The organism is Spiroplasma cantharicola (genome assembly GCF_001281045.1).
Taxonomy (GTDB): Bacteria; Bacillota_I; Bacilli_A; order Mycoplasmatales; family Mycoplasmataceae; genus Spiroplasma_A; species Spiroplasma_A cantharicola.
Genome location: NZ_CP012622.1, coordinates 213,034 through 229,960, shown reverse-complemented (window position 1 = coordinate 229,960; position 16,927 = coordinate 213,034). Strand labels below are relative to the sequence as shown.

Annotated in this window: 16 protein-coding genes; all 16 read right to left on the bottom strand. The window is 24.9% G+C overall.

What is annotated here, in order from left to right; all coding sequences use genetic code 4:
• Positions 1–2 precede the first annotated feature (2 nt).
• Positions 3–971 carry a 6-phosphofructokinase gene (pfkA, locus tag SCANT_RS01030; RefSeq protein ID WP_053945872.1) on the bottom strand — a complete coding sequence of 323 codons (969 nt, stop codon included), beginning with the start codon at positions 969–971 and terminating at the stop codon, positions 3–5.
• Between the two features lie 70 nt (positions 972–1,041).
• Positions 1,042–1,611, bottom strand: a complete 570-nt coding sequence (hpt, locus tag SCANT_RS01025; RefSeq protein ID WP_053945871.1) for a hypoxanthine phosphoribosyltransferase — start codon at positions 1,609–1,611, stop codon at positions 1,042–1,044.
• Positions 1,612–1,647: 36 nt separating this feature from the next.
• A complete protein-coding gene (ruvX, locus tag SCANT_RS01020; RefSeq protein ID WP_053945870.1) occupies positions 1,648–2,070 on the bottom strand; it encodes a Holliday junction resolvase RuvX in 423 nt (140 codons plus the stop codon).
• A gap of 2 nt (positions 2,071–2,072) precedes the next feature.
• Entirely contained in the window at positions 2,073–2,957 is an 885-nt protein-coding gene (locus SCANT_RS05490; protein WP_053945869.1) for a phosphatase PAP2 family protein, read from the bottom strand.
• 61 nt (positions 2,958–3,018) lie between these two features.
• Complete coding sequence (gene eno / locus SCANT_RS01010) at positions 3,019–4,371, bottom strand: phosphopyruvate hydratase (RefSeq protein ID WP_053945868.1); 1,353 nt, start codon at positions 4,369–4,371, stop codon at positions 3,019–3,021.
• A gap of 109 nt (positions 4,372–4,480) precedes the next feature.
• Positions 4,481–6,304: a translational GTPase TypA gene (typA, locus tag SCANT_RS01005; protein ID WP_053945867.1), complete on the bottom strand. Its 1,824-nt coding sequence runs from the start codon at positions 6,302–6,304 to the stop codon at positions 4,481–4,483.
• A gap of 149 nt (positions 6,305–6,453) precedes the next feature.
• Positions 6,454–7,398 carry an ATP-binding cassette domain-containing protein gene (locus SCANT_RS05250; RefSeq protein WP_083434187.1) on the bottom strand — a complete coding sequence of 315 codons (945 nt, stop codon included), beginning with the start codon at positions 7,396–7,398 and terminating at the stop codon, positions 6,454–6,456.
• Complete coding sequence (locus tag SCANT_RS00995; RefSeq protein ID WP_053945866.1) at positions 7,398–9,125, bottom strand: ABC transporter permease; 1,728 nt, start codon at positions 9,123–9,125, stop codon at positions 7,398–7,400. Before SCANT_RS00995 ends, SCANT_RS05250 begins: the two co-directional genes overlap by 1 nt.
• Before the next feature lie 164 nt (positions 9,126–9,289).
• The gene (locus SCANT_RS00990) at positions 9,290–10,102 is read right to left on the bottom strand and encodes a hypothetical protein (RefSeq protein WP_053945865.1); all 813 of its coding nucleotides are present in this window, start codon (positions 10,100–10,102) and stop codon (positions 9,290–9,292) included.
• Positions 10,103–10,360: 258 nt separating this feature from the next.
• A complete protein-coding gene (locus tag SCANT_RS00985; protein ID WP_053945864.1) occupies positions 10,361–11,344 on the bottom strand; it encodes a DnaJ domain-containing protein in 984 nt (327 codons plus the stop codon).
• Between the two features lie 28 nt (positions 11,345–11,372).
• Complete coding sequence (locus SCANT_RS00980; protein ID WP_053945863.1) at positions 11,373–12,062, bottom strand: M48 family metallopeptidase; 690 nt, start codon at positions 12,060–12,062, stop codon at positions 11,373–11,375.
• Positions 12,028–12,915 carry a hypothetical protein gene (locus SCANT_RS00975; protein ID WP_053945862.1) on the bottom strand — a complete coding sequence of 296 codons (888 nt, stop codon included), beginning with the start codon at positions 12,913–12,915 and terminating at the stop codon, positions 12,028–12,030. Before SCANT_RS00975 ends, SCANT_RS00980 begins: the two co-directional genes overlap by 35 nt.
• Positions 12,916–12,980: 65 nt before the next feature.
• Positions 12,981–13,895, bottom strand: coding sequence for a hypothetical protein (locus SCANT_RS00970; protein WP_053945861.1), 915 nt, complete (start codon positions 13,893–13,895; stop codon positions 12,981–12,983).
• A 121-nt stretch (positions 13,896–14,016) separates the two neighbouring features.
• Entirely contained in the window at positions 14,017–14,460 is a 444-nt protein-coding gene (locus SCANT_RS00965) for a GNAT family N-acetyltransferase (protein ID WP_053945860.1), read from the bottom strand.
• Between the two features lie 12 nt (positions 14,461–14,472).
• A complete protein-coding gene (gene lepA / locus SCANT_RS00960) occupies positions 14,473–16,275 on the bottom strand; it encodes a translation elongation factor 4 (protein ID WP_053945859.1) in 1,803 nt (600 codons plus the stop codon).
• A gap of 92 nt (positions 16,276–16,367) precedes the next feature.
• Positions 16,368–16,901 carry a DUF402 domain-containing protein gene (locus tag SCANT_RS00955; protein ID WP_053945858.1) on the bottom strand — a complete coding sequence of 178 codons (534 nt, stop codon included), beginning with the start codon at positions 16,899–16,901 and terminating at the stop codon, positions 16,368–16,370.
• Positions 16,902–16,927: the final 26 nt, after the last annotated feature.

Sequence of the window (16,927 nt, the reverse complement as noted above, 5' to 3'; positions counted from 1 at the left end):
AATTATACAGCTTTATTAATTTCTCTTAATTTTTCATACTCATCAGTTTTATTAACTTTTGGCATATTTAATGTTGATTCTATATCTCTTGCAACTAACTTATTATTGCTCATTCCAATATACAATCCACCTTTACCTGCTATTAATTCTTCAACTGCAAAGATACCTGCTTTTACTGCTAAATATCTATCCATAGCAGTTGGTTTTCCACCTCTTTGAATGTGACCAAGAATTGTTGCTCTAGTTTCATAACCAGCTTGTTTTTCAATTTTTTTTGCTAAATCATTTACATCATAAATTTTTTCAGCAACAGCAACTATTACACTTCTCTTATTTTTATCATGTAATGCTTTAACTTGTTTAATAATTTCTTCTTCTGACAAATAACTTTCTTTTGTAGAAAATACTTCAGCTCCACTTCCAGTAGCCCCATATAATGTTAAATCTCCACAGCCATTTCCCATTATTTCTACAATAATACATCTATTGTGAGATTGTATAGTATCTCTTACTTGATCTAATGCATTAATAACTGTATTTAAAGCTGTATCAAAACCAATTGTATAATCAGAAGATACAATATCATTGTCAATTGTTCCTGGAAGACCAATGCAATTAATTCCCATTTTTGTTAATTTTTCAGCTCCTTGATAACTTCCATCTCCACCAATTACAACTAAAGCCTCTATTTTTAATTTTTTTAAATTAGCCACAGCTTTTTGTCTTACTGACTCTTCTTTAAATTCAGGCAATCTTGCAGAACCAATAACTGTTCCACCCTTTGAAATAATATCTGAGGCAAAATTAATATCTACTTTTTCAATTCAATTATTAACTAGACCTTTATATCCATCTCTAATAATATAAGGCTCTATGCCCTTTGAGATGGCAGTTTTAATTACTGATGCAACAGCTGCATTCATCCCAGGAGCATCTCCTCCTGAAGTTAAAACCCCAATTTTTTTAATCATAATAACTTCCTCCATATATACATTATATAACTTTTTTAAAAATCTAATTAAATATTAGAAAATGATATTATTATCATTTTCAAGTTTTTAATTTCTCAACATCACAAACTGCAACATATGGAAGATTTCTTAATCTTTCATCGAAATCTAAACCATAACCAATTACAAATTCATTTTTAATTTCAAAACCAACTCAATCAGATTTAATTGGTGCAATTCTACCTTCTGTTTTATCTAAAAGAGTTACTATTTTAACTTCTTTTGCTCCTTTAAAAGAAATATATTTTTTTATATAATCTAACGTTATTCCTGAGTCAATTATGTCTTCAATTATTAAAACATGCTTATCTTTTATTGATAAATTTAAATCTAAATTAATTTTAGGTTCTCCACTAGTTTTTGTACCACCCATATATGATGAAACAACCATATACTCAGTTTGACATTCATGATTAAAATATTTAATAAAATTTGCCATAAAAGGAACACACCCTTTTAATAATCCTACAATGATAACTGTGTTGTCCTTTATTTTTTGATCTCTATAATAACTTTCTATTTCTTTTGCCAACTCATTTGTTCTCTTGTCAATTTGATCTTGATTAAATAAAATTTTTTTGACTAAAGGATGTGTTTCCATTGATACCTCCACTGATATTTATATTGTAATTATATACTACTTAATTGAGTTCAAATAGGTTTCTAAAATTAATTTGGCTGCCAATTGATCCTTATTTTCTTTTTGTTTTTTCCTACTTAAATCAGCTGATATCATTATTTGCTTTGCCATTCTTGTTGTTAATCTTTCGTCTACTCTTTCTATTTGCTCTTCTATAACTAGATTTTGTTCAAGCATAATTTTAATAAATTCTTCAACCATTTCAACTCTTTCACCTGTTGAACCGTTCATATTCTTTGGATAGCCAATTGCAATTTTTTCAAAACCTTCTTTTTTAAGAAAAATATCTAATTTATTAACTGCTTCTAAAAAATTATATTCTTGAAATCTAATTGTTTCTTTTGGATTTGAAAAATATCCTTCGCTTGTTGCAATACCAACAGTTTTACTACCAAGATCTAAACCAATATACTTTGCCATAATTATTTTTTCCCTTCATAAATTTTTTTAACTATTTTTTGTGACACAGAATAATAAAGAATTACAATTAAAATTGAAAATGATACATCAGTCAAAAAATGCTTGCTCATTAATATTCTTGAAATAGCTGTAAGAATAATAAAAACTCAAATAAAAATTATAATAATTTTTTTTCAAATTTTTTTTCCTTCCAAAAAATAAATAAAACTTAGCATTGCACCTGCTGCTGCTGTATGACCTGATGGAAAACTAGATCCTCTTACTTTAGAGAAATTTATTTGAAATAGTCATTGGAAGTTTTCTTTTTGAACTATTACATCTTCAGGTCTATTTCTTCCAAAAATAATTTTCAATAGTTGAATACTTATAAATAATAATATTATAAAGATACTTGCTTTTAATGCTTTTTTAAAATAAATATTTATATCATTATTTTCATTATTAAATAAATTCCTTAAATATATATTTATAAAAATAATAAAACCTACTAAGCTAAATGTAAAAAATATTGAGAAAATAAATTTTGAAATATGAAATTCATTTTTTTGTAAAATAAAATGTTTTGTAAAATAAAGAAAAGTAACTTCAATTATCAAATATATACAATTAAAGATAGCTATTCATATTATTTTTTGCTTTTTACTAAATTTTAAATTATTAAAAAAACTTAATAGAAAAATAAAAAAGAACAAATAAATGGGAAGAAATAAACAAACCCTACCGTAAGCATCAAAAATTGCAGTGAATCAAGTTTTATTTAAATTACTTTCTATATGACTTGATAATTTTAAATCATAAAATGAAGTTAAAATAAAAAAAACTAAAGTTATTATTAGAAGCGAAAATCATACAATATATTTATTTTTGAAATTTGTTTTTTTAAGCATAATTTAATTATAAATAAAAAACTAGTAAACAAAAAAAGAATCATTAAGATTCCTTTATTAATTATTTTGTTAAGTTATAAAATGATTTTAAACCATCATAAATTGCAGCTTCGCCTAATTCAGCTTCAATTTCAATTAATCTGTTGTATTTTGCAATTCTATCAGATCTTGACATTGAACCTGTTTTGATTTGTCCTGTATTTAAAGCAACAGCCAAATCAGCAATTGTTGAATCTTCAGTTTCACCTGAACGGTGTGAAGTAACTGCAGTTCATCCAGCCTTTTGAGCCATTTGAATTGTTTCAATTGTTTCTGTTAATGTTCCAATTTGATTTAATTTAATTAAAACTGAGTTGGCAGCTTTTTTTTCAATTCCCTCAGCAGTAATTTTTGGGTTTGTTACAAATAAGTCATCTCCAACAATTTGGATTTTATGTCCCATTGTTTTCACTTGTTTTTGGAATCCATCTCAATCTGATTCAGCTAATCCATCTTCAATTGAAATAATTGGATATTTATCAACTAATTTATCTAAGAATGAAACCATTTCATCAGTTGTTAAAGCTCATTCTTTTCCTGTTAATTTTTCAATTTTCTTAAAGTGATATTTTCCATTAATATATAATTCTGAATTGGCACAATCCATTGCGATCATAATACCATCTTTACCAGTTTTATAACCAGCTTTTTTAATTGCTTCAACTAATAAATCTAAAGCAACTTCAACTGGAGTTTTTGCTTTGAAAGCTTCAATAGTTTCTTTCGGATATGCTCAAGCAAAATTTGGTGCAAATCCACCTTCATCACCAACAGCTGTAATATCTTTTTTATCATGTAATAAAGATTTTAGTGCTTGGAAAGTTTCTGAAGCTCATCTTAAAGATTCACTAAATGTTGGCGCACCAACTGGCATAATCATAAATTCTTGAAAGTCAATTGCAGAATCTGCATGTTCTCCTCCGTTAATAACATTTAACATTGGTACTGGCAATCTTCTTGCGTTTGTTCCTCCAATATATCTGTATAATGGAATTTCTAATTCACTTGCAGCAGCTTTAGCAACAGCTAAAGAAACACCTAAAATAGCATTTGCTCCTAAATTTTTCTTAAAGTCATCACCATCTAATTGACACATTTTTGTATCTATTTTTACTTGCTCTGTTACTTCCATTCCAATAATTTCTTTTGCAATTTTAGTATTTACATTTGCAACAGCTTTTAAAACACCTTTACCATTAAAACGTTTTTTGTCTCCATCTCTTAATTCTAGTGCTTCTCTAGAACCAGTTGAAGCTCCTGATGGAACTTTTGCAGTTCCAAATCCACCAAATTCAGTTGTAACATCAACTTGAACAGTTGGAAAACCACGTGAGTCTAAAACTTCACGTGCTATGATACTTGTTATTTTTGACATATTAAATTCTCCTTACATTTCTATAATAAACCTATTTTTGTATATTTAGATATTTTTTTCTAATATAATATTGGAACTTTTTTTAAAAAAAAATTCCAATATGGAATTTTTAGTGTGGATCATTTCTATGTTGTTTTCTTTCATTTTCTGAAAGTCATTTTTTTCTTAATCTAATATCTTCTGGTGTAACTTCAACAAGTTCATCTCATTCAATAAACTCTAAAGCTTCTTCTAAAGTGAATTTTTTTGCTGGTGTTAACTTTACTGAATCATCACTTCCTGATGCTCTAGTGTTTGTTAATTTTTTTCCTGTAGTTGGATTTACATTTAAATCATTATCTCTTGAATGTAATCCTACAATCATTCCATCATAAACTTCAACTTGAGGGCCTACAAATAATATTCCTCTTTCTTCAAGATTATTCAAAGCATATGGAAGTGTTATTCCATTTGCCATTGAAACAAGAGTTCCGTTTTGTCTTCCTTCAATTTTACCTTTATATTCTTCATAACCAATGCTTGATTTTACCATAACACCCTCACCACGAGTATCATTAGTGAATTCTGATTTAAATCCAATTAATCCTCTTGTTGGTATATGGTAAGTAACTTTATCTCTTATACCATCTGAATCCATGTCAACCATCATACCTTTTCTCAGGTTCAATTTATTAATTACTGTACCAGAAAATTCTGTTGGCACATCAATAATAACTCTTTCCATTGGCTCCAATTTTTGACCTTTTTCATCAATTTTTACAACAACTTCAGGTCTTGATATACCTAATTCAAAACCTTCTCTTCTCATTGTTTCAATTAAAACAGATAAATGAAGTTCTCCTCTACCAAGAACTTTAAATCCATCCGCTGATGAATCCGTTAAAGCTTCAACTCTTAAACCAACATTTACTTCTAATTCTTTATCTAATCTTTCTTTAATATTTCTTGTTGTTACATATTTTCCAACTTTTCCTGCAAATGGTGAAGTATTAACCAAAAAATTCATACTCATTGTTGGCTCTTCAATTACAATTGAAGGCAATGCATCAATTTTATCTGGCTCACAAACTGTATCACCTATTGTTAAATCACCAATTCCTGATATAACAACAATTTCTCCTGCTTGTGCTTCTTTTACAGCAACTCTTTTTAAACCCTCATATATAAATAGACCTGAAATTTTTCCCTTTGTTACTGATCCATCATTTTTTGAAATTGCAACTTGTTGTCCTTCTTTAAGAACACCTTTAAATAATCTTCCAACTCCTAATCTTCCAATAAATGAGTCGTAAGCTAAAGATGAAATTTGAAGTTGAACTGGCTCTTTTGCTAATTCCAATGGGTAATTTCCAACTTGTTTAATAATTGTTTCAAATAAGGGACCTAAATTTTCACTTTTTTCTTCCATAGAATATTGAACAATCCCATCACGAGCAGTTCCAAATAATGAAGGAAATTCAATTTGTTCATCATTTGCATTTAATTCCATAAATAATTCTAAAACCTCATCAACAACTTCCAATGCTCTTTGGTCTTTTTTATCAATTTTATTAATTAAAAGAATTGGTCTTAAACCTAACTCTAACGCTTTTGATAATACAAATCTTGTTTGAGGCATTGGACCTTCAGCTGAATCCACTAATAAAATAACTGTATCTACTGTTTTCATAATACGTTCTACTTCACTTGAAAAATCGGCATGGCCTGGAGTATCTACAATATTAATTTTGTAGTCGTTATATTCAATAGCACAATTTTTTGAATAAATTGTAATTCCACGTTCTCTTTCTTGATCATTACTATCCATAACTTGTTCTTTTATTTCTTCATTTGCTCTAAAAACATTAGACTGATTTAAAAAAGCATCTACTAATGTAGATTTTCCAGCATCAACGTGAGCAATAACTGCAATATTAATAATTTTTTTATTCATAAGTTTCTCCTATTTAATAACCTATTGATAATAACAAATATTTAAATATTATACCAATAAAAATCTATATTTATTTTTTTAAAAATTATTGTTATATTAAAAATAGGTCAAATTTTTTAATTGACCTAATAATCTTTTTAAAGTATTTATTAAATTTTTGTTCTTTTAATCTGCTTATTTTCAATTGCTTTAAATATAGAATCCATATTTATATTTAACTTAATTAAATTAAATATCGGAATTCCTTCTTTTAACAAGTACAAGAATATTCAATTTATTTCTTTTGCATTATTTGTTGCAAATACAAGTGACTTTTCCTCTTCATCATATTTAAATGACTTAATTTTATTTTCATTTAAAAAATTACGTAGTTTTTGATGATTTATATTTTCAAAGAAAAAAATCTTATATTTAGTATAAATATTTAACTCTTCACTTGAACCATAAAAAATAATTTTTCCCGCATCAATAATTAAATAATCATCAATAATATCTGCAATTTCATCAATATTATGAACAGTTATAATAATAGTTTTACCTTCTTTTTTTTCTTTAATAAGAAGATTTTTTACTTTATTTCTTCATATTGAGTCTAAATTTGCTCCTGGTTCATCGAGAATTATAATTTTAGGATCTTTAATAAAACACAAAATTAAATTCATTCTATTTTTCATTCCCCAAGAATAATTTTTGAGACTTTTATCTTTACTATCTCAGATATCAAAAAATTTCATTCATTGCTCTATTTTACTATTTAAATCTTTTTTATTTATTCCAAAACTTGGACAAATAATTTGTAAAAATTTATAAGCTGAAATGTCGTATAAAGAAAAGTCCATTTGAGTATAAAAACCAATTGAACTGTTGTCTTTATAACTATCTCTTTTTTTTCTATCTCTATTATTTAATTTTATAGTCCCTTTATAATTTTTAATTGCTCCAATTAAAGAATTTAAAATTACAGATTTTCCACTACCACTTCTTCCAATTACAGCAGTTACTCTATTTGGTTTTACTGTAAATGATAATTCCCCTATTTGATTTTTATGAAATTTTTTTGAAAACTTACTAAATTCTATTAAATCTTGATTCATTATGTCAGATCCTTTCTATTGAAAAAATAAATTCCAAAAGTAAAATTAATAGATGCTATAAATAATTGAAAAAATAAAAATCAATAAGATTTAATATAATTATTGTATGAATCAGGCCTCATTTTATTATTTTCATCTAATTTAAAAGTATAAGTATGATAATTTAAAAAAATATTTTGTTGGCCAATTAAATCAATATTTGATTTTTGTGAAGGATCAAATCAAATATCATCATATGATAATCCAGAGTAATTTGTATATATTGACATTGTGCTTCCAATAAAATTAAACATATAAAATATATTGTATCCAGTTCTTAATTTACTATATTTTTTTCATTCTTCACTTGTTGTATTAACTTTATAATTATTAAAAATTACAAAATCAGAAGTATAATTTATAAAATAGTTTTCTAAAAGCCTAACTGACAAATATAAAGGATTATATAAATTATCTTCAAATAATTCCTTTGATTCTTTTGAATTTTGAAATTGAACTCCATCTAATCCATCAATAAAATGTAATTGATAACTATTTTTTAAATTACTTTCATTATATACTGTTTCTTGACTACCATTTTTTGATTTAATATAACCTTGTTTTAAACTTACCATATCTCCAAAAACATCTCTTGTTTCATTTTGAAATGAAAAATCATCAATATAAAAACTATTAATACTTTTTGTAAATTCTATCAATTCAATTAATATAATTTTTTCTTTGGAACCATCTTCCATATTAACAATAATACTTTCGATTTCTTCTACAGAATAAAAAAGATAATTAAAAGTTAAATTTAGTTCAACTTTAGAACCTTGTATTATTTCGGGATTTGTCCATTGCTTTGGTAATGATTTAATTGTTAAATCACTTGAATTAATATCTACTGATTTATTATTAATCACTCCAAGTGAATTTCAAAAATCATATCTTAATTTTAAATTTGAACTTGATGAAAATTGATCTTTTCTAAATTGATTTTCAACAAAATAATCATTTATATGCTTTGATAAATTTGGATATTTAATATAACCATTTTTAATATTATGTTGTAAATCAAACACATTATATACATTATCTATTTTAGAAACATAAGGTGTTCCTACATTAGAATTAAATGATATATTATTAAGCTTTTCGCTATTTTTTAAAAATTGATATGGCAAACTAGATATAAATGTAGCTGCTAGCATTAAGGTAATTAAAATAGTTGTAATTGAGCTTTTCAGCAACAAACTTAATAAAGTAAAAAAGTTGATTAAACAAATTGAAATAAAAATAGTATATATAAAGTGAACAAGGGTAGTTCGAAAAACCACTAAGTTTATATCTAAATTCACTATTAATGAAATGATATTAATCATAAGAAAATTGATTAAGCTCAAAGTAATTGAAAACATTATCATAACTGATCATTGAGAAATAAATATTTTTTTTCTAGAAATTTGGTGAACAGAAATAATATAAATTGTTTTATCTTCAATTTTGGAATATAAAAAAAGAAAGACAAGTCTCATTGTTATAATTATTCAAAATGCGCCTGTAAAAAATAAAAAGAAAAAATTATAAAATGTTATAAAATCAGCGTTGGTTTTCATTATTATAAATACTGTGTTTACAGAAAAACCCATTATAATTGACAATATTGATAATATTAACAAAGCTTTATCTATTAATAATAATCCTAAATTCATTTTGAACATTACGGAAAATGGTATTTTTTTCATAAAAACCCCTTTTTATTGACTAAATTTTAGATTTTTTAATATTATATATATTATATAAAAATTAAAATTAATAGATATATTAATACTTTGCAAAATTAAACACTAAAATATTTTTAATAAGAGAAAATATTTTATATAAAAAAACCAACTTAATTTAAGCTGGTCTAATTTTTTAAAGTCTTATAAAAAATTTCTTTACTTTGATCAGAGAGCATTTTAGTTTCTGATATTCTTAATTCTTCTTCTTGAATTAACGGTTTATTTTCATCAATTATAGTATTTGTTATTCTTTCTTCTTCAGAAATAATATGTTCTCTTAGCAATAATGAAAAATAAATTTTTGTTGAATGATAAATTGCAAAATTGTAAAGAATAACTTCATCATCTGTACCAAATTGAAAACTATTATCCTCATCTTCTTCTAATAAATCTAATAAGTCACTTAGTAAATCATTTATTTTATATGCTTCTTTAATTATCAAATAAAAGTCATTTATTTCTTCACATCTATTTATAATATGTTTAATATCATTTGTAACTAAAATATATTTCTTTGAAATCTTCATTGTATTAATCTCTTCAATAAAACTTTTATAGTTTAAGTCCATAAGTTCTTTAAAGGCATAATCATAAGTTTTTAAATTATTCATAACTTCTTTTTTAGACTCTAAAAATAGAACTCTACTTGAATCATATAAATATTCATATTCAAAAAAATTATCACAAATTGATATCATTCTTAGTAAACAACTTAAACTATCTCTATCAACTTGACTCTTTTGTTTCACTTCTATTTCATCAAATTTTAGTTCAATAAAGTCCCTAAACTTTTCAATATCTTTAGTCTCAAATCATTCTTGCTGAATTACTTTTAAGAACTTGCTTTCTCCTCCAAAAATTGAATATAAAATAAAAATCTCTTTACTTAATAAATCACTTTGTATAAAACTGTACTCTTCATATTCTTTGATTACCATCAACTGTCTCCCACTATTCAATCTAAATATTATAAATAATATATCAATTTATAATACTTGCTCATAAATTAATAATAGCCCCATCTTCTAAATATTTTTATAATAAAACAATTTTTTAAAATATTCAAAATGTCTATCTTCTAATTTAATTAGATTACATTAGAACTAATACAAAATTAAAATAGAAAATCAATAAAATTGTTTCAAATATTTAATTAATTATAGAACATCTATTTTGCAATTTTAAATTAATTACTTTTAAAAGATCTCATACTTCTCATAATATTTTTCAACAATTTCTTTAAATAAATTAATTTTTTTCATTTCTGTTGCAGATGATTGATCTGAATTTAAGTCTGGATGAAATTGCTTTGCCATTTTTCTATAAATTTTTTTAAACTCATCTGGCTTTGCTATTTTTGATATACCAAAATAATTGAATGCGTCATTTACCTCATCATTAAACACAAGTGTTTTTGTTTTTTCAAAGAAATCATCAAAGTCATCTTCATCTTCTACCGAGAAAAAATCAGATTCTACTGTTGATTTAGATGGGTTATTTGGCTTACCATATTTACTTTGAAAGATAAAAGTTTCAACAGTTAAGTCAATCACTTGATCATACATTCTTGATCAGTGATAAGTAAAATCATCTCCTAAATCAATAATTTCTTCAATTAATAAATGATGTTTATATGGATCTAATTTTCTTTTATCAATTAGTAAAAAAGACTTCTCAATAATTCCTTCTAAAGCTTCCAAAGAGGTTCTTTGCATAACTTCAAAAACTCTTAATAATGGAATTTCATTTATATTTTTATTTGCAAAGGTGTAATTAAATAATTTCCAAAATTTCTTAGTTATATAATAACTAAATTTTGAGCAACTTAAAACAATTAATGTAGCTTCATAAACACCTAGTCTATTTGAAATACTATTATATGTTTCTTTGAAATAACTTGCCATAGGATAAGCGTAAAATTTTTCAACTATTGATATTGAACCTAAATTTCATGAGTATGCACTAATATTATCTGGCATAATTTGATTTATAATTATTTCTTGAATCAAACCATTAAACTTTGAAATATCAATAACTAAATTATCAACTTTTCAATGACTTGCAGAACTCATAGCTCTTTCTCAAAGAATTAAACTTGAAATATCTTCAGAATTATCAAAAAGATTAGAAGCTTTTTTAGTCTCTTTTTGCATTTTTTTAAATTCGCGTTTTCATCCCATAAGTTTTTCTCCATAAAGTTATTATACTTTATAATACATTCACTTTTAGTATTTCACTTACCTTTTTATAATTTGGCATATATCGCTCAACATGCCTTCAAAAGTCCTTTGAGTGATTTTTATGCACTAAATGACTAAGTTCATGAATAACAACATACTCTAACGCAACAGTTGGAAAGTGAATTAACCTTGTATTTAAAACTATTTTTGATTTTTCAGGAAAGCAAACACCTCATTTGCCTTTCATAACTTTAACAGAAAGATTTTTAAAGTCTAAATTCATTATTTGCTTATATTTATTGATAACACTTTCAAAATAGAAAAAGTAATTTATAGATAATTTTTTATACATTCTTTTTACAGTTTCTTCCTTTGTTTCATAAAGTTTAAAATCAAGTTTTTCTTTTCTATCAATTTTTTCTAAAAATCTTGCTGCATATTTCTGATCATTCATTTTAACAAAACCATTTTCTGAAATTAAAAAAAATTGGTTTTTTTCTCTATAATCAATTATTTTTTGAATTTTTTGAATATTTTTATATATTAATTGCTCAATTTCTCAATCATATGCATGAAATGGAGCTGAAACATTAATGCTTGTATCTTCTAACTTAAGTCTAATAAATTTCTGGTCTTTTAAAGTTAAACAATACTCAATTTGTTGACCTTTATAACTTAAGCTTTTATTCAGTTTTACCCTTTTTCTTTCTTTTTGCATTTTTTCTTTCTTTTTTTTCTTTCTTTTTGTTTATGTATTCTTCTTCCATTTTCTGAAATTTTTCAAATTTCATTCTTTTTTCTTCTTCTATTGTTTCTTTTCTTATTCTTTTAAGTTCATTATTAATTTCATCTGGTTCAAACTCTCCAAACTCAATTTTTCCTTCAATTACTTGATTAACTAAACTTCTTGAGTTTTGGTCTTTAATGTAAAAGTCAGTGTAATCCAATTTCATTTTTCTAACCATATGTGCCTCAAAAATTGAAAACATTCCAAATACTACAATAACTCCATACATACATTGTAAAGCAATCATTCAACTACTAAATGGAGAATAACTATCTTTTAAGGATTTTCATGCCTGATATATTGGATCATAATTTGGGTCTGTTGGGTCTGTTACTGGATTTCCAATTTGAAGAATTGGAATTAAAAAATATATTCCATAAATAAGTCCAATAAATAGTAAAGGTCAAAACATTAAATTAAATGCTAAAGTAGCTCTTTGTGTTCATTTCTTCTTGTTAAAAAAAGGTTTAACATCTGCAAAAAGTAGTATTAACAAAGTTAATAGTCATGAAAGAGGTGCTATTACATTTATTATAATTGTAGTATTGGATGATACTCTATCTGGATAAATAAATATACCAATAAATTTTACTAAATTTCGTATTCCATCATCGAATCCAATTGTAAAACCAACAATTATTGGTGCTAATAGTCAAAAAATTACCATTAATATTCTAAATATTAATAAGATAGTCATAAAAAAAATTGAACCTGTTTTAAAGTTCTTAAAATTAATTTTCTTAATTTTAGTTTTTTCTTTTTTTAAAACTTTTTCTTTTTTCATAAATTCACCTAATACTATAATTCTATATAAAAAAAATTTTAAACAAAATAAATGTTTAAATTCTTTTAATGTTTATTTTCATCTGTATTTGTTCTTCTTGAAGTAAATCTTATTTCACTAGTTTCAAGAGTTGATGAATCAATATCTTGATAATTTTTATCACTTTGAGAATTTGCTATTGGATCATCAAAACTTAGTGGTAATTCTAATTCTTCATCTATTTTTTTTCATTCATTTATTAAATTATTATTTGACTCTGATTGTTGATTTTCTTGTTGTTTAAATGAATTTTCAATATCATTTAATATCTGTTGATTTTCTTCAACTGAAAATGGAATTATTTTGTCTTTTTTAGATTCTTGTTCATCCTCTTTTATTAATGAAGACATATCTAATCCATTTAAAGCTCCTGTTCTTTCTATTTCATGAATTGCTTCTTCATATGATTTATTTAATCCACTTTTCATATTAAGAATTTTATTTTTTAAATCTGATACATCTTTAAGAGAATCTTGATTTGCATAATTTTCATCATTAATTTTATTTGCAATTGAATTTGTTCTTTGAATACTATTTTTAAATGAAATATTTTCATAGTTAATTGATATATCAACAATTGTAATAATTAAATCTACAATCAAAAGAGATAATAATGGCATAAAATAAGTCATTTTTAATTGAATTTCTATATTAAAATATAGAAATGTATGCATAGATAAAATAATAATGACCCAAAAACTAAAAATAATATCAAATACTCCAAATATTTTTTCTACTCTTTTTTTTCCTAAGATTGAAAATAAACTAATAGCAACATAAACTAATCCTGTTGCTAATAAACCTACTCTTATTATATTAAATCCACTACTAGAAAATACTATTTTATTATTTATATCTACAGTTATTCAGGGCAAAATTAGAATAATTGAAATAGAAACTAACAGCATTATTATAATTTTTCAAATTTTTATCTTTTTCATCTAAATACCGCCTATATGTTTAATTATATAATTTTATTGATAACAATTATATAATTTTTATATAAAAAAGCGCTTTTAATTTTTACATGTCTTTTTTTATAACTGCTTTTTTAATATCTAATTACTTATTTATCTTTAAATTTTTTTTCATTTTAAAATGTCATATTTCACCATCTAAAAATTTATCAGAAATAACTTCAAAGCCATTTTTTCTATATAGATTTAAAACTGTTTCTTGAGCATTTAAGAAAATTTCAGTAGCGTTAAAATTTTTTTTAATAAATTCTTCTAAAAAGTTAATAAGTTTATGACCTATCCCTTTTCCTCTAAATTGTTTTAATACTGCAATCCTTCCAATATATCAACCATCTTCTTTTTCTAAAATTCTTGCACAACAAACTACTAAGTCATTTTCAAAACCAATAACATGAAAACTTGTAGAATCATATTTATCATACTCATCTTCTTCTGGATACTTTTGTTCTTCACAGAAAACTTTTTTTCTAATTTGTCAAGCTTGATCAAATATATCATTTTCCGTTGAGTATTCAATTAAAAAATTCATTAAATTTATCTCCTAATCATCTAATTTAAGTACAGCAATAAAAGCTTCTTGTGGAACTTCTACAGAACCAATAGCTTTCATTCTTTTTTTACCTTCTTTTTGTTTTTCTAATAATTTTTTCTTACGTGAAATATCTCCACCATAACATTTTGCCAAAACATTTTTTCTCATTGCCTTAATTGTTTCACGTGCTATTATTTTTCCACCAATTGCAGCTTGAATTGGCACTTCAAAATTTTGCCTTGGAATTATTTCTTTTAATTTTTCAGTCAAGATTCTTCCTCGTACTTGAGCAAAATCTCTATGTACAATTGTTGATAAAGCATCAACGATATCTCCATTTAATAAAATATCCATTTTTACTAACTTAGATTGTTTATAGCCAACTAATTCATAATCAAATGAAGCATAGCCCTTCGACATTGATTTTAATTTATTAAAAAAATCAAATACTATTTCATTTAATGGCATTTCATAAATTAATGTTCTTCTCATATCATCCAGATATTCAATATCAATATAAATACCTCTTTTATCTTGACATAAACTCATCAAGTCTCCCAAATATTGATCAGGAGTCATAATTGTAACTTTTACAAAAGGTTCTTCAATAAACTTAATTTTTTGAGGATCTGGTAGAAAAGCTGGATTATCAATTTCAATTGTCTCTTCATTTGTTTGAGTAACTTTATATATTACAGATGGTGCTGTAGCAATTAATATTAAGTCATATTCTCTTTCAAGTCTTTCTTGAATAACATCCATATGCAATAAACCTAAAAACCCACATCTAAATCCAAACCCCAATGATTGAGAGCTTTCTGGTTCATAAACTAAACTAGCATCACTTAATGAGATTTTTTCTAATGCTTCTTTTAAATCTTTATACCTTGCAGTATCGACTGGATAAATTCCACAATAAACCATTGGATTTAATTTTTTATATCCATCAAGAGCTTCTTTTGTTCCATTTTCTTTAGTAGTGATAGTATCTCCAACATGTACATCTCTTACAGTTTTAATTGCTGCTGCAATTCAACCAACTTCTCCAGCTTCAAGTTTATCCTTTTTTAGTTCATAAGGAGTTTTAACACCAAGTTCTGTTACTTCATATGTTGCTTGTGATTGCATCATTTTAATAGTTTCACCAACTTTAACAGTTCCTTCCATAATTCTTACAGAAACCATTACACCTCTATATTTATCATAATAAGAGTCAAAAATTAAAGCTTTTAATGGCTTATTGTCATCTGCATCTAATGGTGCAGGAACATACTTTACAATAGCTTCTAAAACATCTTCAACATTCAATCCAGTTTTTGCACTAATCATAGGAGCATTTGAACAGTCAATGCCAATTACTTTTTCAATTTCTTCTTTAACTCTTTCAGGTTCTGCTGCAGGTAAATCAACTTTATTAATTATAGGTACTATTTCTAAATCATTGTCTAATGCTAAGTAAACGTTTGCCAATGTCTGAGCTTCAATACCCTGACTTGCATCTACTACTAACAAAGCACCCTCACAAGCAGCTAAACTTCTTGAAACCTCATATGTAAAGTCAACATGACCTGGTGTATCAATTAAATGAAAAATGTATTCTTCTCCATCTTTTGCTTTATATTTTAATTGAACTGAGTTCAGTTTAATTGTAATTCCACGTTCTCTTTCAATATCCATTGAATCCAAAAGTTGTGCTTGCATATCTCTTTTTTCAACACTTCCAGTTAGTTCAAGTAATCTATCAGCTAAAGTAGATTTTCCATGATCAATATGAGCGATTATACTGAAATTTCTAATTTTTGATTTATCCATTTTAATCGCCTCATAGTTTCTTTAAATATTATAACCAATATTCTTTTAATAAAAATTAATTTGTTATTAGTAACTAAAAAAAACTAGTATAACTAGTCCTTATTTTTTAATTCTAAGTATTTATTTCAAATATCATTTACATATTCATGAACAAAAGGTTTTTGTTTAGTTTTAATTTTTTCTTTAATTTCATCAACACTTTTTCATACTTTTTCAATAATATCTCTTGAATAATTTCAAGTTATTCTATTTCGATTAAATTCCTTTAAGTCCAATATTTTGTAACTAAAATCATTAAAAACTTTAAAATCTAGATCATAATCGATATATTTTACTGTACCTTCTTCAAAAATATAAGGTGACGCTAAGTTACAGTAATAATTAATTCCCCGCTCTTTAAACATACAAATAATGTTATATCAGTCCTCTTTAAAAAAGAATCATATAGCTGGTTCATTTGTTTTTCATTTTCTCCCAGTAACTTCAGTAATTAATACTTCTTCATTAATTAATATGATGTAATTTTCTGTTTCTTCAAAAATACTAACTTTTTCTCATGATCTATATAATTTACCATTGTGTTTGTATGCATGAACAAAAACTAAATCTCCAGTTTTTGATTTCATTCAAAAACCTCCTTTCAGTTACCCAT